The sequence below is a fragment of the Candidatus Symbiopectobacterium sp. NZEC127 genome (assembly GCF_025962675.1).
GTDB lineage: Bacteria > Pseudomonadota > Gammaproteobacteria > Enterobacterales > Enterobacteriaceae > Symbiopectobacterium.
Genome location: NZ_JAGFPG010000004.1, coordinates 55614 through 80987 on the forward strand (window position 1 = coordinate 55614; position 25374 = coordinate 80987).

Annotated in this window: 21 protein-coding genes; 9 read left to right on the top strand and 12 right to left on the bottom strand. The window is 47.3% G+C overall.

Annotated elements, in window-relative coordinates:
• Positions 1-146 precede the first annotated feature (146 nt).
• Positions 147-407: a Rho-binding antiterminator gene (gene rof / locus J5069_RS16030; protein WP_222158377.1), complete on the bottom strand. Its 261-nt coding sequence runs from the start codon at positions 405-407 to the stop codon at positions 147-149.
• Positions 394-594: a YaeP family protein gene (locus J5069_RS16035; RefSeq protein WP_222158376.1), complete on the bottom strand. Its 201-nt coding sequence runs from the start codon at positions 592-594 to the stop codon at positions 394-396. The genes rof and J5069_RS16035 overlap by 14 nt, the downstream gene beginning before the upstream one ends.
• A 311-nt stretch (positions 595-905) precedes the next feature.
• Here J5069_RS16035 and J5069_RS16040 point away from each other — a divergent pair, with 311 nt between their 5' ends.
• Together J5069_RS16040 and nlpE are read left to right on the top strand one after the other, a co-directional pair.
• Entirely contained in the window at positions 906-1451 is a 546-nt protein-coding gene (locus J5069_RS16040; RefSeq protein WP_264644832.1) for a YaeQ family protein, read from the top strand.
• A gap of 46 nt (positions 1452-1497) precedes the next feature.
• A complete protein-coding gene (gene nlpE / locus J5069_RS16045) occupies positions 1498-2181 on the top strand; it encodes an envelope stress response activation lipoprotein NlpE (RefSeq protein WP_264644833.1) in 684 nt (227 codons plus the stop codon).
• Between the two features lie 61 nt (positions 2182-2242).
• On the opposite strand, the gene mutS is transcribed toward nlpE, so the two are convergent.
• From mutS to J5069_RS16060, 3 genes are all read right to left on the bottom strand, one after another.
• Positions 2243-4807: a DNA mismatch repair protein MutS gene (gene mutS, locus J5069_RS16050; protein WP_264644834.1), complete on the bottom strand. Its 2565-nt coding sequence runs from the start codon at positions 4805-4807 to the stop codon at positions 2243-2245.
• 543 nt (positions 4808-5350) lie between these two features.
• Positions 5351-7231 (bottom strand): bifunctional glutathionylspermidine amidase/synthase, encoded by a 1881-nt coding sequence (gene gss, locus J5069_RS16055; RefSeq protein WP_264644835.1) that lies wholly within the window; start codon positions 7229-7231, stop codon positions 5351-5353.
• A 76-nt stretch (positions 7232-7307) separates the two neighbouring features.
• The gene (locus tag J5069_RS16060; protein ID WP_264644836.1) at positions 7308-7547 is read right to left on the bottom strand and encodes a hypothetical protein; all 240 of its coding nucleotides are present in this window, start codon (positions 7545-7547) and stop codon (positions 7308-7310) included.
• Between the two features lie 311 nt (positions 7548-7858).
• Here J5069_RS16060 and J5069_RS16065 point away from each other — a divergent pair, with 311 nt between their 5' ends.
• The gene (locus J5069_RS16065; protein WP_264644837.1) at positions 7859-12433 is read left to right on the top strand and encodes an inverse autotransporter beta domain-containing protein; all 4575 of its coding nucleotides are present in this window, start codon (positions 7859-7861) and stop codon (positions 12431-12433) included.
• Between the two features lie 1011 nt (positions 12434-13444).
• A complete protein-coding gene (locus J5069_RS16070; RefSeq protein WP_264644838.1) occupies positions 13445-14110 on the top strand; it encodes a transcriptional regulator in 666 nt (221 codons plus the stop codon).
• Between the two features lie 76 nt (positions 14111-14186).
• Here the strand turns inward: J5069_RS16070 and J5069_RS16075 are convergent, their stop codons facing one another.
• From J5069_RS16075 to J5069_RS16105, 7 genes are read right to left on the bottom strand one after another with little or no spacing between them, the layout of a single operon-like run.
• On the bottom strand, positions 14187-14558 hold the full coding sequence (locus J5069_RS16075; RefSeq protein WP_264644839.1) for a hypothetical protein: 372 nt from the start codon (positions 14556-14558) through the stop codon (positions 14187-14189).
• Complete coding sequence (locus tag J5069_RS16080) at positions 14558-15220, bottom strand: hypothetical protein (protein ID WP_264644840.1); 663 nt, start codon at positions 15218-15220, stop codon at positions 14558-14560. The genes J5069_RS16075 and J5069_RS16080 overlap by 1 nt, the downstream gene beginning before the upstream one ends.
• The gene (locus tag J5069_RS16085) at positions 15189-15758 is read right to left on the bottom strand and encodes a type III secretion system protein (protein WP_264644841.1); all 570 of its coding nucleotides are present in this window, start codon (positions 15756-15758) and stop codon (positions 15189-15191) included. The genes J5069_RS16080 and J5069_RS16085 overlap by 32 nt, the downstream gene beginning before the upstream one ends.
• Positions 15755-16525, bottom strand: a complete 771-nt coding sequence (sctJ, locus tag J5069_RS16090; RefSeq protein ID WP_413542248.1) for a type III secretion system inner membrane ring lipoprotein SctJ — start codon at positions 16523-16525, stop codon at positions 15755-15757. Before sctJ ends, J5069_RS16085 begins: the two co-directional genes overlap by 4 nt.
• Positions 16522-16845, bottom strand: coding sequence for a type III secretion system inner rod subunit SctI (gene sctI / locus J5069_RS16095; RefSeq protein ID WP_264644842.1), 324 nt, complete (start codon positions 16843-16845; stop codon positions 16522-16524). Before sctI ends, sctJ begins: the two co-directional genes overlap by 4 nt.
• Before the next feature lie 45 nt (positions 16846-16890).
• On the bottom strand, positions 16891-17154 hold the full coding sequence (gene sctF, locus J5069_RS16100) for a type III secretion system needle filament subunit SctF (protein WP_264627956.1): 264 nt from the start codon (positions 17152-17154) through the stop codon (positions 16891-16893).
• A complete protein-coding gene (locus J5069_RS16105) occupies positions 17147-18400 on the bottom strand; it encodes a PrgH/EprH family type III secretion apparatus protein (RefSeq protein ID WP_264644843.1) in 1254 nt (417 codons plus the stop codon). The genes sctF and J5069_RS16105 overlap by 8 nt, the downstream gene beginning before the upstream one ends.
• Before the next feature lie 678 nt (positions 18401-19078).
• Between J5069_RS16105 and J5069_RS16110 the strand changes: the two genes are divergently transcribed.
• Genes J5069_RS16110 through J5069_RS16130 form a run of 5 tightly spaced genes read left to right on the top strand, consistent with a single transcriptional unit; the run spans position 19079 to position 25373 of the window.
• Positions 19079-19957, top strand: a complete 879-nt coding sequence (locus tag J5069_RS16110) for a helix-turn-helix domain-containing protein (protein WP_264644844.1) — start codon at positions 19079-19081, stop codon at positions 19955-19957.
• A complete protein-coding gene (sctC, locus tag J5069_RS16115; RefSeq protein ID WP_264644845.1) occupies positions 19950-21737 on the top strand; it encodes a type III secretion system outer membrane ring subunit SctC in 1788 nt (595 codons plus the stop codon). The genes J5069_RS16110 and sctC overlap by 8 nt, the downstream gene beginning before the upstream one ends.
• Positions 21738-22859, top strand: coding sequence for an HrpJ domain-containing protein (locus J5069_RS16120; RefSeq protein ID WP_264644846.1), 1122 nt, complete (start codon positions 21738-21740; stop codon positions 22857-22859).
• A 44-nt stretch (positions 22860-22903) separates the two neighbouring features.
• Positions 22904-24955 carry an EscV/YscV/HrcV family type III secretion system export apparatus protein gene (locus J5069_RS16125; protein ID WP_264645075.1) on the top strand — a complete coding sequence of 684 codons (2052 nt, stop codon included), beginning with the start codon at positions 22904-22906 and terminating at the stop codon, positions 24953-24955.
• Positions 24956-24965: 10 nt separating this feature from the next.
• On the top strand, positions 24966-25373 hold the full coding sequence (locus J5069_RS16130; protein ID WP_264627866.1) for a hypothetical protein: 408 nt from the start codon (positions 24966-24968) through the stop codon (positions 25371-25373).
• Position 25374 lies beyond the last annotated feature (1 nt).

Genomic DNA, 25374 nt, shown 5'->3' on the forward strand with positions numbered 1-25374 from the left:
GTTTTTTGTCACTCGGGTTTTTACTGGGGGACATTTTTTTTCGCGTGATCTACAGCAAATATTAGCGATTTAGTCGTGGATGCAAAACGGACAACCAGGGTTGTCCGTTAGAGAAATGTTGTATTGAGCATTGGCGCTCTTAGGCGTCAGGATTCACTGACCACCACTTTGCCGATGCCTGGATTACTGAAGCTCACGATATGATCCAGACGCAGCTCTCGCAGTGCGCCATTTTCTTCCACTACCAGATATTCCACTTGCTTGCGCGAGACAATATCCTTGGCCTTGCCTGTGAGGGTTTCTCCGCTGCGCAACTCGAGCGTCAGCGTGAGATGTTGCTGGCACGTAGCCTCAAGGCTATCGTAATCATCACAATTGATGGGTTGATATTCGTTACTCATTGACATAATCGCTCACCAATAAGTTAGCTGCGGCGAAGGCCGCCTGTTCCCTGACGGTGGACGGCAAGTCGCCATTGGCTGCGATCCCATCCAGGGTTTGCAAAACACAACCTAATGCATCGGGTATGTAGCCCAGATTGCCGCTGGCGATCTCCGCGTATAAACGACGAACCAATTCAGAATGTTGCTGCACAATATCCTCCCTTGGAAGCCCACCGCCGTAGGCTTTTGTGCCTGTTGTCGCCGCGATGGCCTCGTTTTTTGCTGATAAGGGGAGATAATCCCACGAAAATAAGTATTCGTTATCAAAAGGACTATAGCATAGGCATCAGCAGGATATCAGCATTCCGCTGTTAAGCAATGCTTCAGTTAGCGCACAATTTTAACCTTTTGAGGTGTTATACGTGAGGCTGTGACCGGTCTGTTTTCCGAATTGCTGTCGGTATGCTGTGCGTCTCACCGGTTCTCAAGGTACACTTGTGGCAGACGGAGACGAGGTAGCGAATGGCATTAAAAGCAACGATTTATAAAGCAGCAGTGAATATTGCGGATTTGGACCGCTCTTTTTTTTACGATGCCAATTTGACCTTGGCGCAGCACCCCTCCGAAACCGAACAGCGCATGATGCTGCGGCTGCTGGCGTGGATCTGCCATGCGGATGAAAATTTGCGCTTCACCAAGGGGTTATGTGCCGATGATGAACCGGAAATCTGGTTGCGTGATGACACACTGGCGCTGAAACTGTGGATTGAATTAGGGCTGCCCGATGAGCGTCGGCTCAAAAAAGCCTGCAACCAGTCTCCCAACGTCGTGCTGTATGTCTACGGTGAGCGAGCGGCCCATGTCTGGTGGCAATCGATGGAACAAAAGCTGCGGCCGTATCGCAATCTTGCCGTCCGTTTTTTAGACGATCGCCAATTGCAGGCGCTGGCCTCCATGGTACAGCGCACCATGACGTTACAGGCAACCCTCCAGGATCGTGCGGTGTGGTTGTCTGATGATAAGAATAATCTGGAAATTACCTTTGCCGAGTGGCAACCGGCCCAATAGTCGTCATGATCCTGGGTGACAGGAGAGGATGGGGGAGGAGTATAGCGTGAAAAAAATGGCGCTTGGCTTACTACTGGTTTTAGTGGCAGCAGGGTTGATGGGGTGCCATACGCCCAAACCGGTGCGTGAGGAAGCATTGCAGCCCATGGCACAGAGTTATCGCGGCGTATTGCCTTGTGCAGATTGTGCCGGTATCGATACTTCATTATTCCTGGCTGAAAATGGTACGTTCATACTACAACATCATTATCAAACCGATCGCCCTGGCAATCGCGTGTTTGCGACCTATGGCAAATGGGCGCGCACGGCGGATAAGCTGGTGCTCACCGATGTGCAAGGCGAAAAAAGCTACTTCAGACCGCTGGAAAATGGTCTGGAAATGCTCGATCGAGACGGTGCGCCAATCGTATCGTCCAATACCTATCGCCTGACGGCGACCCAAGCGCCGTTGCCGACCACACCGATGGCGATGCGTGGTTTGTACCGCTATATGGCCGATGCGGCGGTATTTGCTGATTGTTTTACCGGTGTCACCTACCCGGTGGTAAACAATATCGTGATGGAAAAGCGTTACTTACAGGTGCGTAAATCCTCGGAGGACGCGGTGCTGCTTACCTTCAGCGCGCATTTTGCCGTTGTGCCTTCGATGGAAGAGGGGATGACGGTAAAAAGCCTGGTGCCCAGCAGCGCGCCATTTCAGATGAAAGCGCAAAACCACTGTAACGAATAACAACACCGAAGCGACGGGATAAAAAGCGGCCTCCCAGAGAAAGGCCGCTGTTGTCGTGACGCTATACCATCGCTTTCAGTTTATACAGCCATTCCAGAGCCTGACGCGGCGTTAACGTATCGGGATCTAACGCTTCCAGTGCTTCGACCGCCGGAGCAGGCTCTTCACTGGTTAACAGTGCCAGTTGCGCACCATCCACGTGGCTGGCAGAAGCGTGATTGGAAAGTGACTCCAGCTCTTTAAGCTTTTGCCGCGCACGTTTAATCACTTCCTTGGGCACGCCCGCCAGTGCCGCAACGGCGAGGCCGTAGCTCTTGCTGGCGGCTCCCTCCTGAACGCTGTGCATAAACGCTATGGTGTCGCCATGCTCCAGTGCATCCAGATGCACATTCGCTACGCCTTCCATTTTTTCTGGCAAATGGGTTAATTCAAAGTAATGGGTTGCAAACAGCGTCATGGCTTTGATGCGTTGCGCCAGATTTTCCGCACAGGCCCAGGCCAGGGATAAACCATCGTAGGTCGATGTGCCACGCCCAATTTCATCCATCAATATCAGGCTGTTGGCGGTGGCATTGTGCAGAATGTTGGCCGTCTCCGTCATCTCTACCATGAAGGTGGAACGTCCAGAGGCAAGATCGTCTGCGGCACCAATACGGGTGAAGATGCGATCAACCGGCCCAATGGTGGCCTTATCAGCAGGCACAAAGCTGCCGATATGGGCCATCAGCACGATCAGCGCCGCCTGACGCATATAGGTACTCTTACCGCCCATGTTCGGGCCGGTAACGATCAGCATACGGCGCTGCGGTGTGAGCGACAGGGGGTTGGCAATAAACGGCTCGCTCAACACCTGCTCCACTACCGGATGGCGGCCCCCTTCAATTTTTAACCCCGGCTGCTCGCTCAGCGTCGGGCAAACGTAATTCAGCGTATCTGCACGTTCTGCCAGATTGCTTAGAACATCAAGTTCCGCTAACGCGGCGGCGCTTTGTTGCAGTGCTTCAAGGTGCGGCAGCAGTTGGTCAAACAGGTCGTCGTACAGGGCTTTTTCCAGCGCCAGCGCCTTGCCCTTAGAGGTGAGCACTTTATCTTCGTACTCTTTCAATTCAGGAATAATGTAGCGCTCGGCATTCTTCAGCGTTTGGCGGCGCACATAGTGAATGGGCACCAAATGGCTCTGCCCACGGCTCACCTGAATGTAATAACCGTGCACGCCGTTAAACCCGACTTTGAGGGTATCCAGTCCCAGTTTTTCGCGTTCGCGTATTTCCAAACGATCGAGATAATCGCTGGCACCGTCGGCCAGCGCACGCCATTCATCCAACTCGGCGTTATAGCCGCTGGCGATCACTCCGCCATCGCGCACTAGCACGGGGGGGGCTTCCACCACGGCACGCTCCAGCAGTGCGCACAGTTCGTCAAACTGATGAACATGCTGAGAAAGCTGTTGGATATATGCTGCGCTGCTTTCTGCCAGCAGCGCATGGATGGCTGGATATTGATGAAATGCATGGCGCATGCGCGCCAGATCGCGCGGTCGGGCGGTGCGCAGCGCCAGACGAGCCAAAATACGTTCCAGATCGCCAATCTGCCGCAAGGGGGGCTGAAGGGCTTCTGCCAGCGGCTGCAACGCGAGAATGGTGCTCTGGCGTTGCGTCAGCGCGTGTCTGTCGCGAGTGGGCATGTGCAGCCAGCGCTTAAGCATACGGCTACCCATTGGGGTGACGGTACAATCCAGAATGGCAGCCAGGGTATTTTCGACGCCGCCTGCCAGATTCTGTGTCAGTTCCAGATTACGACGCGTAGCGGCATCCATAATGATGCCGTCTTGCAGGCGTTCCATGGTGATGCTGCGGATATGTGGCAGTGAGGTACGCTGCGTATCTTTGGCATACTGAAGCAGGCAGCCTGCGGCGCGCAGTGCCAGTTTCGCCTGTTCTACGCCGAAACCGATCAGATCGCGTGTGCCAAACTGCATATTGAGCTGCTGACGCGCCGTTTCCAACTCAAATTCCCACAGCGGACGGCGGCGCAGCCCATGGCGATGCTCAATCAAATGAGAGGCACCAAACGATTCCGGGTAAAGCAACTCCGCGGGGTTGGTTCGTTGCAGCTCTGCCGCCATGGTCTCTTCATCAGCCGGTTCCATAACGCGAAAACGCCCGGAGCTGATATCCAATGTGGCATAGCCAAAGCCACGCCCGTCCTGCCAAATGGCGGCTAAAAGATTGTCCTGTTTTTCCTGCAACAGCGCTTCATCGCTGATCGTTCCCGGGGTGACGATACGCACCACTTTGCGCTCTACCGGGCCTTTGCTGGTAGCAGGATCGCCAATTTGTTCGCAGATGGCGACGGATTCGCCTTGCTGCACCAGTTTTGCCAGGTAGTTTTCAACCGCATGGTGCGGGACGCCTGCCATGGGGATGGGCTCACCGGCCGAAGCACCGCGTTTGGTGAGCGAAATATCCAATAGCTGTGATGCACGTTTGGCATCATCGTAAAACAACTCATAAAAGTCGCCCATGCGGTAAAATAGCAGGATGTCAGGATGCTGCGCCTTTAGCCTGAAATACTGCTGCATCATGGGCGTATGGTCGGTGAAATCCTTCTCGATAGGTTCATTCATCTCTGTCTTACTCATTTTTAGCTATTGGGGATTCAATGGACAAGCCACTTATGCTGCAAGCACTTGCTTAAACCAAAAGACCCTGCCAGCAACATTTCCAATCCAGGGTACGGTATATCTTACCACTTCCCCCCGCACGGATTCACCCAAAGAGGTTTACCCTCCAGAACGTTATCAAAGCGCTAACGGAAAATGTATCTGATTCTGATGCTAGCTTCTTCATGCGCGAAGCGTATCGTATATTTATGCGGATAATTTGCAAACGGCGGGCATGGGTACCGAGTACCATGATAACAATGCGACGGATAGTTGCGTTGAACGAACGGCATTGTCTATTTTTTTCTTGGTATGGTTAATTTCCTGTGTCCTGAGCAAAAAGGGATTGTTATATTCCCCCCATCTTTATGACTTATCCACGCGTTATTATAGTGGGAAAATTTATTATCTATAACGATAAATGTATTAATCTCTCCGGAAATTGTCTTTGCTGTCTTGGTGGTGAACAAGGGATGCCGTAAATAGCGGCATCCCCCTTGTTATGCATTATTTATTTTTCCGGGTATTCTCGTCAGGCAAAACAATAAGCGGTTCGATATCACTTTCTTTTTTTATCACCAGGGTATCATCGCCACGCAAACAAGCGCCGCCATAACTGCCGCCGATGGTAAAAGTACAAACCTGAAGGTATTTTCCGTCCACCTTCGGCAGGCACCAGAGTTGTTGATAGATGTTTTTCCGGTCAACAAACTGGCCGTGGGTCTGGTCCAGCACTTCCTCGTGCCGGTTGATCAAATCAATGTTGTTGCCACAGCGTCCCGATATCGGTTTTACCGCATATCCCGTTTGCGCCAATTCCTCATTCACCACGAAGTCGGTATCGAGTAAGTAGCGATGGTGGGGAAACAGTGACCACAATACCGGCAGTATTGCCTTGTTTCCGGGGATCATGGTCCACAGCGGCTCAAAGACTCGCACTTCAGGGCGCAGCAGCACGTCAATAAGGCGCACCTCATTTTGCGGATGGCCGGTACGGATAGGCAGCGCGGCATATTCGGTATCGCTTACTTCACGAAGCTGCTCAACCACGGTTTCCCATGCCCAGGTTTTCCACACGCAGTTAACCGGGCGACTTTCGCTATCAATCAGTTGCCCGGCACTATCCCAGCCCAATTCATCCAGTCCGTAGAGGATTTTGCTGTCAAAGCCCGCCTGTGTCAGTGCACGTTGCATAAACTGCGCGTGATAGCTTTCTTCCACATCTTTGTCCTGCATGATGTGAACGAAGGGGGCGGCGTGGCTGTGCTGCCAGGCACCCGCCAATTCGTCAAGCAACGCTTCCGAGGGGTTGTAGCCGTCGGTGATATTGCCCTGCTTCATCCACTGCTCAAGAATCAGTCCACCTTCTGTGTGGCATGATGCGGAATCTGCATTGTATTCATAGACTTTCAGTCCACGCTCATCCATACAAAAATCCAGCCGCCCGGTGATCATATGGTGACGCCGGCGTTGCCAGGAAAGCCGCAGACGTGGCCACAAGATCCTGGGGATATCAAACAGTGCCAACAGATCGTCATCTTTCAAGACCTTATCCGTTGCATGTAGATACATCAAATGCAGTTCATTGGTGGCTTTGATCAGTTCCTGCTCGGCGCGTTCCGTCATGGTGAAGTAACGGCAGGGATCGGCATTAATGCGGTGGCCGTTGGCCTGCGCATAGGCATTCTGCAACGGATCGGCTTCGTTGAGCCATTTGCCGTCGAACTGCCCTTTATTTTCGAGTCGCGCGCTACCGAGCACCAATGCTGCCGGGGGAATGGTCGGCTGCGGCAGGCTGTGCTCCGTGTTGCTGGTCTGGATCATCCAACCCAGGATGGTGGTGTCGCTGAAGGTATCTTTGAGGGTGTAGTGGCCTTCACTGACTTCCAGCGTTAATTCTCGTGTCCACTGCTGACCGGGGGGCAGCGGTGTGTGGTGAACGTTCTGTTCTGCAATCCTGACCTTATTACCCAGCAGTTGGGTAATCACGGCGACGTGGCCCGTGTGTTTGAACTCACCGCCTTTCTGCCAGATCAACAAGGCCCCGGCGACAGGAGGACGCGGGGAGCCGTTGGCGAAGGCTTGAAGTGGCAGCAGATTGTCGTTAACGACTTGGCGCAGGAAGCGTAAGGAGAAGATTTCATAGGCCATCCCGACATCAGTAAAGACGGAGCCATAGTTCAGGAACAAAAAACGGCGGGCAAACTCAACGCACTGCCATTTATGCCCCATATATTCATTGCCAATATAGCTGCGGAAACTGGCATCACGGTGATCGTGTTCTGGGGGTAACGTGCTGTAATTCGAAGAATAAATGGCTACGCCGCCGGGCGCATATCCCAATAGCGTGCCAAAGGGGGCATCGCTACCTGTTGACGCTGTACTCATTAGTCAGACCTCAGATGTATGCCTCTCTGGCCGTAGCAATTGAAATCCCTCTTTGCCCTTCAGCCAAAGGAGCGTCTCAGACAGATGTGGCTCCATGATAGCACCAATCGTTCCCGTCAAAAGCACATGCTGTTTGCCCAGTGTGTAACCTGATAATGCTGCGATAGTCAGGAGGGAGAAGATAAATGCGCGAAATAAGATTGAAATGATATTCATTTTCTTTTTTCTTTTTTTTATTTGAGTCGATTTTTGGTTTGTGGGTTTGTTTTTTAAATTTTTTTAAAATGAGTGTATCGAAATTAGGAAGAGCGTTCATGAGGTTATATGTTCCAATATATTGTGTTGATGTGGCGTTAATTTCTTCGCCCTGATTTTGGGCGTATCCTGCCTTTTCGTATTCTGGTCGATGTTAATTGTTTTTTGAAATTTCCAGTGATGAATAAATAGGCTTTCATAGTAGATGGCCATGTTTTTATTTCTTGATTTTTGTAATTCGTTTTTCTTCTTTTTTTACGGTGAATAAATATGAACATGACTCCCCAGCGGGGAACGACATTCTGTCAAAAACTTTTTGTCTGGATAAATATAGGCATTCAGGTCTGCTTTCCGCTTCTCGGTACGTTTTCCGTGTCACGGGTTTTCGCCGAGCCAGCACCCACTGTCGACGCTGTCGGCGCTGAGGAACAGACCCTGGCGGAATGGGCTTCCCGGGCCGGAGGATGGTTAAGTGACCGCCATCGAGCCGATGCTTCTGACATGGCGCGTGGCGTTGCGGCAGAACGCGCCAGCCAGGCGATTACGCAATGGTTAAGCCCCTATGCTTCTGTTCGCGCACAGTTTGGCATAGATCGGGAGTTTTCGTTAAAACGGTCTCAATTCGATGTGCTGTATCCGTTGCAGGAACAGAAAGATCGGCTGATTTTTATGCAGGCAAGCTTACATAATAATGATGACCATCCTCAGACCAATCTGGGATTTGGCGTGCGTTATAGCTCAAACGATTATCTCATTGGGGGGAACGCTTTTCTTGATTATGACCTGTCTCAGTCCCATGCTCGCATCGGTTTTGGCCTGGAGTATTGGCGTGATTTTTTAAAGTTTGGTTTCAATAGTTATTTACGCATGAGCGGCTGGAAACCATCACCAGACATTGTTGATTATCAGGCGCGTCCCGCGCATGGCTGGGATATTCGCACCGAGGGATATTTGCCAGACTGGCCACAGCTTGGCGGCAAGTTGGTCTATGAACAATATTACGGTGATGAGGTGGCGCTGTTTGGCAAAGATGACCGCCAACGCAACCCTTATGCTCTCACGATAGGGTCCAGCTATACGCCGTTCCCGCTCTTGACCTTGAACGCCGAACAGCGTCAGGGGAAATCAGGGGCGAGCGAGACGCGATGGGGAATGGAACTCAATTACCGCTTGAATCAACCGTGGCATCAGCAGATCGACCCTGGGCAGGTGACCGCTCTGCGTCGCGTTGCTGGCAGCCGGTTTGATTTCGTCGATCGTAATAATCAGATTGTCCTGGAGTATCGTAAATCCCGCCTGCTTCATCTGTTTACCCCATCTTTACTGATGGGATATGGCGGTGAGCAGAAGGCGTTCCCCCTTTCCGTCAATAGCAAATATGCTCTGGCGCGCATTGACTGGTCTGCCTCTGCGTTACTGGCGCAAGGGGGAAAGATTATTAAAGAGAGCCACGATCGTTTCAGTGTTCAATTGCCGCAGTATCGCCCGCAAGGAGAGAATACCTACAGCATGAGTGCGGTTGCGGTGGATACGCAAGGCAATATGTCGCGCAGTGCGACAACGCAGGTGACGGTATTACCCGCAGAGGTCAGCGCACTCAACAGCAGCCTTGAGCCAGAAAATGTCTCGCTCCCCGCCAATGGTAAAGCGCAGCAGCGCTTAACGCTTAAGGTGAGAGATCTGCACGGAAATCCTGTCGATCTGGATCCCAATGAGATTCAGATTTCGGCAAAAAGGACGAAGCGCAGTGCGGATGCCTCGGTGATTTCTGCATTTCAGCGCCAGTCTGCGGGAGAATATGCCGCAACCTTAACGGCTGGCACGCAGCCCACCGTGTTCACCATCGCGCCTTCTGCGCGTGACATCACGCTGGCGACAACGCGTGTCACGTTGACAGCGGATGCGGCAAGCGCTGCCATTAGCGATTTGGCGGTGGAAACAAATAATGCCGTAGCCAACGGTAAAGCGGCCAATGCGATTAGCGTTACCGTCACGGATGCCAGTGGACATCGGGTTCCCGATGTGCAGATACACTTGCAGGCTGACAATGGCGCCGTGATAAGTGCGACCGCGCTCACCGATGCTCAAGGCGAAGCTCGGGTATCACTGACCAATACCCGGGCGGGCAACACCACGGTGACTGCGCATACTCAGGGTTCATCCGCGCATCAGGTTACGCTGGCATTCCAGCCTGAGCACCACACTGCGCAGGTGGTCGAGCTATTGCCCTCCGCAGCACCTTACATCGCGGACGGCCAATCACCAGTGCACTATCGTGCGTTGATCAAGGATGCTCAGGGTAACCCCGTGCCGGGTGTCAGAGTGAACTGGTCTTCCGATCGTGATGCTCGTGTGGTCAGGTTTAGCAACGTGCAAAGCCTTTCCAACCAGGAGGGTGTTGCCGTAACCGCTATAACCAGTAGCCAGGCGTTTGGTGTTACTGTCACAGCGTCGAGCCCACTTTCAACGCGCGCGGCGGAGACGATAATCTTCACAACCGGTACGTTATCGGAAGCTCACTCCTCGTTACGGGTTCACCCCACCACGCTGGTGGCAGGCAAAGAAAAGGCGGTCTTGCTGCTGGTATTGCGCGACAACAAAGGCAATCCACTGACAGGGCAGCGCGTCGTTGCTGTCAGCGACAAATCCAACGTACTGTTTGGTGAAACCAAAGCGTTCGCGGAAGGACGCTATCGCATCGAGGTCAGCTCGACACATGCACAAGAGGTGTTGCTTTCCGTGCGCGTCAATGATGTTCCGCTCAGTCTTACGCAACCCTTGGTGGTGACCGGCGATGGCAGCCAAGGGGTTATTGACGCAGTAAGTGTCAACAGGATGCGGTTGACCGCCGGAGATCCTGTTGGCATCACTTACAGCGCAACCATTGTCGATCCCAATGGCAATCCGCTACCGGGCATGATGGTATTTTGGCAGCCGGAGGGTAATGTCAGTACGGGAGAGCGGATTACGAGTACCGATGCCAATGGGATCGCTCATATCACTTTAAACACTCAAACGGCAGGCATTCTGCGCATGACGGCGTATCTGAACGATCGGAACCAAAAAAAGGCACCCGATGTCACGATTGATCCCGCTGCCGTTGACCAAGATGTTTCTCGATTCCACGCGGATAAAACGGAGATTGGTTCCGACGGTAAAGATGCCGCATTGTTGAACGTAATGTTGCGGGATGTCTACGGTAATGCAATTTCGGGTAAAACGGTGGTGTTTCATGGCGCAGCGTCGCTTTCCGGATTTTCTATTACGCCAACGCGCGATAACCAGGATGGCTCCTATCAGGCCAGAGCAACATCAGTAGAAAAGGGGCGCGTGTCTCTGAATGCAAGCGTTGAAGGAAAAACCATAGGCAGCGCTGTGGTTATCTCGGTGGGCGCAGTGATGCCGGATTTGCGGTTCGACAATGCCCTACAGAAGGTGACGTATACGCATCAATTTCGCTACTCTCAGACGGTAAAAGGGGCGCCTGCGACGCTGCAACAAATGTGGTCAAGTTCCGATCCTGACATTGCATCGGTTGCCAGGGGAACGGGGCAAATAACGCTGCGTAAAGCGGGAACCGTAACCATCACGGTGCAGACCGCGGGGAACGCGCAATATCATCCCGCCAGTGCGAGCTACCAGCTTCAGGTTGCGAAAGCGTCGCCTGGGCTCAATGTCAAAACTCAACAAATTGCGGCTGTCTGGGGGGAGGGGAAGACGTATTCTGTGGAAGGCCATTTCACTAACCCAGATGTTGGCGCATCGTTACCGTTAACCTATCAGAGCGATCGGGAACGCGTGGTTCAGGTAACGGATAGCGGTGAGCTCCGTCCGATCGCGCCGGGCAATGCCCTGATCTCCCTTCATACGCAGGAAACCGCACAGTTTCTCTCTGAGACGGTGAACGTTTCATACCTGTTAAGTAAGGGAAGTGTACCGGTGCGTTTTGCATCAGAGGTCGTGACGACGACCGATCTCAGCGTATTCACGTTACAGAAACCGACGAACCTGCCTGCCGATGCCATCGTTGAGTGGAGTTCAAGCGATCAGGAAGTCATTGCCATCACGCCTCAAGGGCAGATCTCAGGGCCATTAAAAAAAGGCAAAACCCGACTTCGGCTGACGATTCAGGAAAATGCGTTTTATACCAGCAGCACGGGCGCTTACGATGTGCAGGTGTTCACTACGCCTATGCCCAGCGTATCGGGGGTAAAATATGGCAACAACGGTTTCCTAGTGGAGTCAGGGCAGATATGGGCCCCGGTTTTCACCGAGGATAAACTGCGCGTAATCTGGTCGGTTAACAGCAGCACCCCTTATGATGCCCCGCATTATGTCGAGGTGACGTTACTCGATGAATGGGGCCGCAAACTCGATTATCAACGTATTGATTCACCGACTGGCAGCGTCGAAACCGCTTTTAGCCCGCAGGAACGCTATATCGGTAAGCGTGTACACGTGGAAGTGGTTGCTTATGGCCATGGCATATTGCAAGGGAAAACATCCACTTCTGAGGCAAGTGTCAACCCGACCAAACCGACGCAAATATACGGCAGCCATTTGGCGACCTCGTATTATTCGCGCAGAATTGTCACCAGCACGGGAGAGTATGATGATGCGTGCCAAGGAAGCCATTTTGGCAAAATGCATCATGCACTGGTACAACCCAACACGCGTTTTGATTTAGCAGGGCAAAGGAGGCTGATGGCACCGTTGACCATTGTACACAAGGTTATCGATGGGCAAGGTGATACGCGTAACGTTAATTATCCCATTAATCCAGGCGTCTTTACGAGCGCTGATGTGGGCTATCAAGAGAAGTCACATGTTTATGCGATTAAGGAACAGTGTTGGGCCAGCCATTCCGGCTCGGGCATTTTGCAAACGCGTATAACCTTTACCGGTTTGTCGGAGGTCACCACACATCCTTTCCGGTGGCACGGATAAGCTCTGCTTGCGCCCTGAGGGATATAACCTGGGTGCATCCTTATTATTTACCGTGACGAGGGCAGGGAAGTTTTGCAAGAATCGTTTTTTGCAAGAGTAACCCTGCCCGGAAGATTATAGTGCCATATCATAAATGAATCATATCTTGAAAAAAGGGGGTTATATCAATGTCTAACCAATACCACAAAACCGCTTTCATAGTAAAATTATGTTTTATTATTTTTAATGGCTTGGTGAGACATTTTCAATGTGGCAACTGTTATGCACCGAGCCAAATAACCTATGCTAGCAGCCTGGCGTGATAGACTGTCTTAAAAATTATTATTGTATATATATTTACTTTTTTTCTCTGATCACTTATCGCTAAAAGACCTGGCGTGGTCATCGCGTATCTGAAAATAGATTAGCTGGCATTGATCGTGGAGCCATTTTATTTGATGATTTCGAATGGAATGTGTGAAAGTGTTGTGGTGAGATTGTCTTTTAATTGGCTATCGGTTTTTTCTGTTTCAATGCATTGAAAATCATGCACTTATATGTTTTTCTTTTGATGGGAAACCACCAGTGAAATGACATTTTTATATCTGATTGTGGCGTGTTTTTCTTTTTGTAGCTTAATTGAAAATAATAGTTACACTTGGTTATTAAATGCCATTTTTATCTTGGTATGATTTGTCTTATCGATTGGATGCAATGTTATTAATAGTTTTAAACAGTTTTTAATTCCGCGCATTTACAATGATCATGTATGCATTGCATTAAGAAAAAAACAATGTATTAGAAATCAAAACATCGTTTTTATTATTTCACTTCATGTTTTTATAAAATATTTTCGCTGCTGCATGAACCAATCAAGGTGCGTTTTTATGGTGGGTTATCATAAGGATGGATGATGAGTATCTTGGTGGCAGACATTTAAGGAGGAGAGGTAATCACTGCCACCATGGTTTGTAGTGAGAATTCCCTGATGGTGGATTCCTTTGTTAGATAAAATATCAGGCGGATATGCAAATGAACATTAGCTTAATGAATGATGGCAATATTTACTTTCTTGGCTTCATTTTTAGCCCCAAGCTCAGGACATTAAGCTGTGGTGACACCTTATATCAATTAAGGAAAAAGGAGTCCGATGTGTTGGCTCTGCTTTGCGAAAGATACCCTCATCCCGTGTCACAGGATGATTTCCTGTCCTGTGTGTGGGAAGGGGGATATGTAACATCGCAAAGCATTGCGCAGGTGATCCGCGCACTGCGGCGTAATTTGCAGGATAAAGATAAGCAAATCATCGTGACTATCCCTAAGTTGGGATACCGTTTTGGTGTGACCCCTTCTTTTGATGAGCCTCAGGCAGGTGTGGTGGAAGATGCTTTTAGCACTCACCCTGAAGTAGAAACCCTCTATACGGCGCAGTATGACACGTCGTGTGGGCAGTTTGTTTATGACAGAACCTCATTGATCAATCTGACATCCATTCCTGTTAATTCATTGGCGATTTCTCCTTGTGTCAGGCCAAAGAAAAAAAATATGCGTCTCAGGAATGCAGTGCTGGTTGTGGTGTTTATCATTACGGCTTACCTGTTATGGTATTTAACGAAAAATTCGATGACCTCGGGACATTCGGTTGTCATTGAGCAAGATGGTGAAGTTCACTCGTCGGAATGGACAAATCAACGCTAAACAGGCGCTCCTTGCCACCTTTTAAAGGTGGCGTTGGTCACTCTCTGCTGATGTCTAAAGCAATGCCATGATGGTGTTAAAATTTTTCCAGAACCGTATTCTCCTCATTCGTAGGGAAAAATATATCATTCATCATCGTCGTGTATAGGATATTAGTACCTGTAAGTTGCATGGCCCTTTTGTAGAGAATCGTATTCGCGTATTGCGCATGTGCGGGGTCCTTGCGCATCTTTGCGTTAGCCACATTTACTGCCCTACTCAGAGCCATTAACGTTAATGGTGAGTTGGGTGCAAGCGCTTTCAGTTTTTCCAGTATGCTTTGCAGATTGCCCTGCGGATGATTAACGCTAAGGTAGTGCAAAACCAGGGCGTCGAAGCCATCATTGTCTGGGCCAGGCACATGATTCGATACGGTATTAATTCCTTCGGGTTGGGTGCGTGATATCATCAATCTTCATCCTTGGCAGTGTATGTGAAAGTGGGTATAGCCTGTCGCAGCATGTCAATAATCTCTTGTAGCGTTGCTGGCGTTAATGCATCCAGTTGCTGTGTGAATTCCTGTGTTTCGCTATCAGCCTGTGTCATCCATTGCTGGCAAAGTGCTTGCGCAGGAAAGCGTAGTGCGTGCGAGCCACATTGCAGCGTAATGTGATTTTCATGAGTGGTTAAACACGTCAAATGTGGCGATAGGTCAGGTACCGCGACACCCTCGGGCAAGATAAGCGTCATCGCATCGCTATGGCTGCAATGCGCGTTTAACTGTGTAACAACGTATTCAACGATGATCGGATCGTGCAGGGTTTGGGTCAGCGCCTTCTGCAAATGTTGGCGCTGCTCTGTCCAGCGTTGATGCTGTAGCGTTTCATAGTCGTTCAGCATGGAAAGCATTGTGGTGAAGCACAGTTTGAAACCTGCGGAAAATCCTTCCTTTTCTTTCTGTTTTTTTATCTCCTCGGATGTCTGCTTTTGTTCATCATAAATCTCATGGCAGCGGCGTAAGGTATGCTCAATGGCATTTTGGGAACGGCATTGTTGTTTACGATTTTTAGACCTAATCAGTACTGAGTCGCGGCACTCTTCAGGCAGTTCTGCCAGGGAAATTGTTCGCATAATGCGTGGCCATATTGAATAAGTTGAGATGATCGGGTGTAGGTGGCGCGTCTATTTTTGGGAGTTCAATGCCGGTGGGGAACAACAGCATAAATCGTTGTTGCAGGGCCTGTGGAATCGGATGGCATTGATTTAATATGAACCTTGCCCCACAAGCCAGCAGCGTATACCGTCCTTGCTTAAGCGGGCCGGGATCGACATGGTGCATCAGTGGCAATGCAATAAAATTAAGCAATTGTGGATCTGAAAATAGCGCCAGGTTGAGATCTGACATTGATGATTTAAGAAGATACCCCCCTAATAAATGAGCAATGTCCGGCATGTTATGCCATTGCTTTATCATGACTGCCGCCAGCGTGCATGATGCATCCCAGTTTTTTGGGGGGGAGGCAAGTTGGTAGCGTCTATAAAGCCAGTAATTCAGTAAGGGTTCGCTGGCGCGCTCCTTTGCGCGCCAGGTATCCGGTAGATGAGAAGGGTGTGCGTAAGCGACTGGGTGGTACAGAATACGAAAGAGCTGCTCATGACAAATATTCATGCCGGTGGCTCCTTCTCATGCGTCATCGGTGTTACCGCATCATTGGGCGTTGAACGGCGCATCATCTTGGCGATGAAATAAATTCCTGTCATTAACACCATGAGTAGCGCAAGTATCAGCGCGCCTTGCCAAACCGTGAAGTCGACAGAACGCACTTTTGTAGGGGGAACGTATTGAATAGCGGGAACAGCAAAAAGCACTACAGAAATGTTTTCATAGCGAATATTACTAAGACTGTTTTTAATCAGTGACTTTACCTGCGAAATAAATACGCTTTCATCAATATTTCCCTTATGAGTAATGATCACACCGACATGATCGGAGGTGAAACGATTGGCGGCATCATTGCTAAATAATGGGTAACTGATGTGGACTTTCGCATTTACCACCTGGCTAATAATGCGTAATGACTGTTCAAGGCGTTGCTCTTGCAGTGATATGACCCTGGCCTGCTCTGCGTTGGGAGACGCTACCAATGCGCTCTCCGGGAATGCCTGCCCGATTTGTACATCACCTGACCAGGGCAACTGGTAGAGATTGATAATCGATAATGCAGCAGTGGCCTCAGCCCGGTTAATGGTGATCGTGTAGCCGCCTTTCCCACCGCCTTGCTTTTGGGCCGCAATATCGTATTGCTGTAAAACAGCCAACACCTGATTTGCTTGTTGCTGCGTCAAATTTTCAAGCAGGTGGCTCTCATTACACGCCATGAGTAACATGGCGAGTAGCGTGGCCAGCAGCTTTTTGGCGCATTTGCGAAACATCATTGTGCTTTTTCCAGCGTTTCTATCGTGCTAACGCCTTTACGAGCCAGCGTGCTGATTAATGAAACGTAATTACTGTATTCTCCAAGATAGTTTTGCAGTTGTAATAATGCTTCTGGGTTACTGGTAAACTGTGGTGAGTTGCTAAGGGCATTAATGGCTTGTTTAAATTGCTCATCTGTTTCACTCATTTGCTTAAAGGTAGTGGATACCAGCATGGAAAATGCTTGGTCGTGGACTCGCGTCGAGTCTGTCTCTTCCCAATCATTTTTTTCCGGCGTCAGTTGCGTTAACTCAACCAACGTTTTATTTGTCAGTTCCATAAACATTCCTCGAGTAAGAATAAGATGAAAGCAGTCAATACAGCATTAGCGGAAGTTCTGAATAATGGCTGCACCGATATCTTTATAGGCTTTTATCGTGCTTGTTTGTGCGTTTCTAAATAGCGTGTAAGCCTGCAACTTGGACTGATAGTCAGCCAGAACAGAGGGATTCGAGGGATCAGCAGTCAGTGCCGTTTTGGCTGTGTTCAAATGTTCCATTAAGGTTTTTGCACCCGCTTCAAATTCGCCCGACATCTTGTCGAGAAAAATAGTGTCAACGTGTTGCGGGGTGTATTTTGTATCAGCCATAATTTATGTCCTTTTTGTTTAGTGGAAAATACCAATGCGTAGGGGATATGAAAAGATATCCCTCTTTTGCGTTAAGGTAAGACTTATCTTTGAGAATGTTTTCATTCATGTTGATCGAGAAACTAACGATCTGATCCCCCCATTGATTGTAAAAATCAGTAATAAAAATATTTAGTGCATTTATTGCACTGTCACTAAGGTCATCTCTGATGATCAGTGCAAAGCCATTATCTGTAGTGACACAGCGGTAGAGAATCTGAATACGCTCAAGTCCATGCTGGGCTTGCTTTACAAGGGATTCTTTATCTCTAAAAAAAACATCAATACGTTTTGCATAAGGGAGTGATTGATGTGCCTGTGTTTTTAATGAAGTTTCCTGTTCATTATCGAGTTTCCTGTAGGTATACAGTTGAGGAAATTCGGGCAGCGTCAAATCCAACTGTAAAATAGGAAACCCCTTGTTATGCAGTTTTTTTATCACTTCCTTTCGTGTTCTTGATGTCCATATCGGGGTAACTTTGGTGGTTTCATTGAGTTTGTAGAGAACGTCATGTAACCAGGCAATTTCTTGATATCCCTCTCCAAAAACATAAATCTGATTGTCAGATTTAATGATCTTCAGTGGTGCCGGCGATCCAGCAAGGACGGCATTGAGTGAGACTATTTGACTGGATTGCTGCGAATAGTTATACCAGGCAATGTAAGTGCAAATACAAAAAACTGTTAATATAAGCAAAGAATAGGAATACGTTTTTAGGTTAGCCTTTTTGGCTCTTCCTAGAGAGGCATCCGAGAGTGAGAGCGTTTGGTTTGCTTTTACCCAATTAGACGTGGATATTTCATCTGACCATTTATCATGATTTTTTTTAAGTGCAAGTCGTATATTTCCTTGTTGAAAAAAAACATTCTCTTCGATGAGTACTGTTTGTGAGTTATCGGGTCCCAGTATGTCAACCTGATATCCGGATTTTCCATCAATTTCCAATTTTTCAGTCAAATAGAGCCGAAGATTGTCTGAATCGACTTCGCAAGGAATATATAAAGTTTTGCAAGCGAATGAGGCCATGTTCGCAACCCCTTCTTGCATATCACCACCTGTGCTACTCTGCTTTATTTCGGGATGAATGTTGAAGAAGTAGTTATCCACAGGCAGGTTTAGTTCGCAACCATACATGGGGCCAAAAAGGATTTTTAGGGTGAAAATTTCTCTGTTTGTCGTATTGTCATCAATGTGTTTTTCATCCATATGGCTACCCTAAATAGTTTGTTCCTTGAAATGAGTGGCAATTCTTGATGTTGCCCTACTCTTAATAATTAATAATGAAGCTATGTATGATCACAATGACGGTTTTCGACGAGTGAATACACTCGTGTATCAAACTCTACTGATACGGTTGGAGATATCCTTTAGCTAAATATGATTATGACGCTCTGTATAGGGCTGGATGAAAAAATGTAGGGACATGATAGCGACATAATTTGATATGGCAATGGCGTGGTGTTGAGTTTTTTTTGATTTTTTTATTTATTGTTATGTTTTGTGTTGTTGATTTGGTTATTTTATGCTTTTGATATTATCACGTTTGATGTGGTTTTTTTTGATTTCACATCAATTGGTTACGATGCAGCACAGGGTGCTTGATAAAAAGATAATATTGCCACCTTCTAAAGGAGGCGTGTATTGGTTGGTGATGCGTGCAAATATAATTATGATATTTCTGTGATATATATATTATCTTGATTAATTTATTTTTACATTTTTTGATGTGTATTGACCTCTTGTTTTTAAGTGAATATTCTGGCCCTACACACCGCACCGATAGCTATCGTGGGCTCGCTATTATTCTAGAGCGTATGAGCTGCGCAGTTCAGTATGGCTGACGCAATTTTCTTTAAATGTCATGCGAATTATACAGAGGTCACTATGTCTAGAGAGCTTCAGAATAACCAGAGTAAAAGTATTGCTATTAATACAAACCTCCAGAATTGTAAATACACCCCTGGTTATAATGCAATGGTTGAAGATTCAGTCATCACTGATGAAACATTTAGGGTTAATGACTCATTATTCTTTATCAGGCCATTGACCCCTGAGTCGACATTTACCTTTTCTATAATGAATAGCCGGGAACGCGTCACCTTTACGGGAGATCAATCTGCGGTATTGGTATCAAATAGTGCTATTGAGTTATCGCTTCATGGCAAATGGTTGGTGGGACGATCGTTGATTACCCAGTTGGCGACCTTTTTAGCCTTCACTGAATACCGCTTTAAAGAGTCCTCTCGGCTATGGGGGGCGAATGCTGCTCCTTTACAACATAAAGTCCTGTTCGAGACCGAGAAAATTTTTTGCGCGGTCATTGACAACGCACAAATGAGTTTTATGGATTTGGTTTTTTGTCGTGACTTTATCAGCGATACGGATGTTATCAATAAATTATGTCATTTCATTCGCGGTATCGAGAGCTATTGGGTTGCACAGTTCTTGCTGGATCAAGTTCTTGATAACAGTAAAAGCATGAAGTCACACAAACTTTATAATTCATGTAAAGAATATGGTGTTTCAGAATCCTATTTTAGGAAGCTTTGCTATAACGCTTTTACCTGTGGACCGAAAAAACAGCTCAGAATGTGGCGAGCTGCCTACAGTGCGCTGCAACTGATTGAGAATGATGAGTCGATTGCTACCGTGGCTTGGAATAACGGTTATGCATCATCATCTCATTTCTCCACGGAAATCAAAACCCTTTTTGGTATAACCCCAAGGGAGTTCAAAAATTTGGAAGGCTTTCTGAATGAATAGAATAGGTAAAATGGATTTTTATCTACTAGGGGTTGTTATAGGAATCAGCATGGTTTTTCCTGTATCGGGTTCGTTGCCGATAGAGAGCATGACACAGAATGATGAAATAAACAGCAGGGACGCTTTTTCAGCTGATAACACAACGACGTATGTTGCTAATAATAATAGCGTCCAGCAACTTTTTTATGTGCTCGGTGGGGTATTGAAAAAACCTGTTATTGTCAGCGTGGAAGCTGCTAAAAAACGTATTTCAGGTAATTTTGATTTGACGAACCCGCGCCAGTTATTAAATATGTTATCGGCCCGTATAGCCTTGATCTGGTATGACGATGGCAGTTCGATTTATGTCTACGATGTCAATGAGATGCAGAGCCGCGTAATCAAGCTGGCCTATGCTTCGTTTAATCGCCTGGAGGCCTACTTACAATCGACGGGATTATATGACGATCGTTTCCCACCGCGGTCTCACAGTGGTTCCGGTTCGTTTTATCTATCGGGACCGCCCGTTTATGTTGAACTCGTGGCAGCAGCGGCAAAGTATATTGATAGTACCTACTCTCAGCCAGGTGCTGGAGAGAACGTTATCAGGGTAATCAAGTTGAAAAATACCTTTGTTAACGATCGGGCATATTCACTGCGAGATACGCCAATCACTATTCCGGGGGTGGCGACGGTACTCAATCAATTGCTCAACAGCAGGAAGAGTCATAATAGTGCCAATATAATGCTATCTGGTGAGCCAGATGCCATTGAAAATGACATGCGCTACACCCAGGATGGTGGATATATTCGCCAAATGAGAAACCTACTTCCGTCAACAGGGGACAATTATAGCCAGCGACCCCGTCAAGATGAGGCATTCAACGGCGTGGAGGGTAATGCAATAAATATTGTTGCGTATACCGATACCAATAGTTTACTGATCCAGGGTAGTGAAAAACAGGTTGCCTTTGTGGACGATATTATTCGTGCGATAGATATTGCCAAACAGCAAATCCAACTTTCACTCTGGATTATCGACATCTCGAAAAATGATGTAGAAACCTTAGGGGTAGCGTGGCAAGGTCAGGCAAGTATAGGAAATGTTGGTATTAATTTTAATGGCGCTACAAGCGCATTGAATCCAACCAATAGTATGAATTTTCTAACAAAAGTCAGTGCGCTGGTTGAGAAGGGAAATGCACAAGTGGTTTCTCGGCCAGAGCTTCTTACCCAGGAAAATGTCCCAGCGTTGTTTGATAATAATAGCAGTTTCTATACCCGATTATTGGGAGAACGTTACTCATCATTAGAGAAAGTGACATTTGGCACGATGATCAGTGTTATTCCTCGTTTAGGGAAACAAAGCCAGGAAATTGAGATGATACTCAATATCCAGGATGGAAAAATACCGCAAGTTAATGGCGTCACGGAGAGTATTGATACGTTGCCCGTTGTGAACAATACGCAAATCAGTACCACAGCCCGTGTTCCGATGGGCTACAGCCTGTTGATTGGCGGTTACAGTCGCGAACAGGATGAGCTGCGTGGTGCTGGTATTCCATTGCTCAAAGATATCCCACTAGTGGGAAAGCTGTTTGATTACACCTATACCAGCCATAGAAACATGGTACGGCTTTTTCTTATTCAGCCACGCTTGTTGGCATATGGTGAAACCTGGCAAGGGCGCTGGGACAATAACCCGGTACTGGGTCGAAACCTTGTCGGCGCAGATACGGCAACACTGCAGTCAACGGTCACCATGTTGCGGCAATTTATGAACAAACGGCAAGGCATGTAGATGGCAATACCTCCTCTTGGGCGAGCAAGCCTCCTGCGCACGGATTTTAGGGAGGAGAACAACAGGTTAACGGTGTCAGCCACCAGTGAGGAGGGTGAGCACCAGCCAGTGGCGAACCTGCAAGAGCAGATCAGCAATGCTGCCGAAGAATTTGCCGATGTGCTGAGTACATTTGGTCGTTTTAGCCGAATGGGCCGCAGGAACGACAGTATTGAGCATGACTTTCTTTCTTCCATGTTGGAAGAGAAGGCTGACGAAAAGCACGATGCTTTGATTAAGCAAGTGTCCCGGTTGTCCTTGAACAGAGATGGACTGCTGAAATACGGCAGAAGTCTCTTCCCCAATGACAGCGACTTGATGCTGGCCTTGCGTGAACTGATGCTTAATCGTCAACTTTCTGCGTTACAAAAGAAAAGAATAAAAGAGGCGATGGCCGATCTCGAAAAATTCTCGGATTGCCCGAAAATGCGTTCCGGCATCAATATCGGCCGTCTTGCAAAACGTTTTAGCAGCATGGAGGGCCAGCAGAGCCTCTCCGCTGGAGACTTACGCGACTGTTACTTGCGCTTTTTAGATTTGGATCTGCCCGGTAGCTTTATCTACCAGGACTGGATAGAACAATACGGATGTCATAACCGGCAGCGTTTATTAGCTTTTACCATGAATGCGCTTATTGCCGATATGAAATCGAGTGAGCCGGGTATCCATTTTGATGAATTTGGTCCGTTAAGCGATCGGTTGTCTGATGCCAGAACTATTCACACCTTGGATTTACTATTGAATGAACAATTTTCTACGCTGCCGTTTCGTGAGAGTTTAAAAAATGAAATAAAAATAATGGATGAAAGTGATATAGTCATACTTTACCTCAATGGCATTGTCGCAAGTCATCAATTTGAAGGTTCGCTTTATCATTTTAACCATGATTTTATGCAGCGTTTACTGTTAACACAACGTGCAACGGTGATTCAGATATTAAGAGGTGTGTATAATAAAACGCCAGAAAGAATGTACATTGAACCCGAGTGTCGAAAATATCTATTAAATTTTATTTCTTCGCTGCTTGCTTCTTTTCATGATAAAGAGCGTCGACAAGGTCCGTGGTCTGATTACTACACCTAATCTAAAGCATAACTACTTTGATATAGACATGACGTTGAAATATGATGCTACAGAATTTTATTCTACAAATTAGAAACCGTCCTGAACTCATTATTTTATTGATAATGATTCTTGTCGTCGTGATGCTGATTATCCCTTTGCCTACATATGTGGTCGATTTTCTTATTGCTTTTAATTTGACAATGGCATTGATGATATTTTTAGGGTCATTTTACATTAACCGGATTCTCGATTTTTCATCGTTTCCTGCCATTTTATTGATCAGTACCATTTTTCGATTGGCGATATCCATCAGTACGAGTCGTTTAGTGTTGATGGATGCTGATGCTGGGGACATTATTGCCAGTTTCGGGGAGTTCGTGATTGCCGATAATCTGATTGTCGGTTTCGTTATTTTCTTTATCGTCACTATCGTCCAATTTATTGTTATTACGAAAGGTTCTGAGCGTATCGCTGAGGTGGCGGCGCGTTTTTCTCTCGATGCCATGCCTGGAAAACAAATGAGCATCGATGCCGATCTTAAAGCGGGAGTGATTGATGAAAATGAAGTAAGGCAGCGGCGAACGGTATTGGAGGCCGAAAGTCAACTTTATGGCGCACTGGATGGTGCGATGAAATTTATCAAAGGTGATGCAATTGCCGGGATCGTCATCATATTCGTTAATCTGCTAGGCGGCATTTCTGTTGGGATGATGCAACATGGGATGAGTATGTCGACAGCGCTTTCAGTCTATACGCTGTTGACGATAGGTGATGCGTTAGTTGCACAGATACCTGCACTCCTCATTTCTATCAGTGGTGGTTTGATTGTTACTCGGGTAAACAACAATGAAGATAATAATCTGGGATCCAAAATCATCCACGACATGTTTTCCAATAAATTTATATTGGTGGTTACCGGCATTCTTGCCATTGCACTCGGTCTGCTGCCAGGTTTTCCATTGGCGGTATTTTTGTTATTGGCTGCACTGCTGTTTGGACTCTATTTCAAACACCGGCGGGAAGAAAAACAGCGGGGAGCAATGGCATCACGTTCAGATCAGAAAGAGAACGAGGGTGAAGATAAGGGAAAACCTGTGGTAATCGACGGTGAGTTTATCCCTGAAACCATTCCTTTAATCGTTACTGCATTTTCTGGGCATGAAAAAATAGTAAACCAATATGGTTTTTCATCGTATTTAAAACGCCACTTTTTTATCGAGTACGGTGTTCGTTTACCTGATGTGGTGATGAACTATAAATCGGATACACCACAAAATACTGTCGTCATTTTAATTAATGAGATTGAGGCGGCCAGCTTCCCGCTCTTTCCCGGTATGCATAAGATCTTGCTACGCGGTGATGAGTACCAGGTTCTGGACAGCAATGTACAGGTTAATGAAATTGATCAAGTAAAAACCTATTGGCTCCCGGAGGAACAGTGCAAAAAAGCACACAGTCTTGGATTTTATACGCGTAGTGCACAGGATGAATTTTACGTTTGCGCATCGACACTGCTGGCGAGAAACATTACCGAGTTTTTCGGTATCCAGGAGGCGAAAATGCTGCTTGACGATCTTGATAAAAAATATCCGGAATTACTTAAAGAGTGTTACAGAAATAATACCGTTCAGCGTATTACTGAGGTTTTTCAACGTTTGCTGCAAGAACGTATTTCTATCAGGAACATGAGGTTAATTCTTGAGGCATTAGTACAGTGGGCTCCGAAAGAAAAAGATCCCATTATGTTAGTGGAGCATGTGCGCGGTGTGTTATCGCGCTATATATCAAACCGATTTTCTACGGAAGGAAAAATTCGTGCGTTTGTTATGTCGCATGAGTTGGAAGCGGTAGTGCGTAATGGTATCAGACAAACGTCGGGGGGAACCTTTATCAACTTGCCTCCACCAGAAACTGAGCGAATTATGCAGTGTTTAGAAAAAAGTATTCATGGCAACGGAGTCAATGCCAGGGATATTATTTTAATGGTATCTCTTGATATTCGACGCTTTGTGAAAAAACTGGTCGAAGAACATTATCCTGAAATGGATGTGCTCTCATTTGGTGAGATTTCACAAAGCGTGGACATTGATGTTATAGGTTTACTACAAAACTAACGGGTGAATTATGCAATATGATGTTGTTGCGTTGCTAACCGAGATTTTAGCTGAAGTGGGGATGTCAGAGGTTCTTGATAAAGATCTGAATAATCACTCTACGATATCGTTACATATGAAGGATGATATTCCCACTATCCATATCAAGAGTAATGATGAGGAAATTTGGGTTTGGGCACAGTTGGGCGAATTCAATCTTTCTACTCTGAGTTATTGCAGTGCCAATCTGTTTCCATTGTTATTGGCGCATAACGAAGAGGTGTTTCATGCAGGGCAACCTTGTCTATATCAGATTGATAACAGTTTAGATCTTCGCGCTCAGGTAAAAGAAAAACATTGTGAGTCAGCCTCCGCGTTCATGGAGATGCTGGATACCTTTTTAACGGTGTTGCAGCAGTATCGCACTGCATTAAATTAAA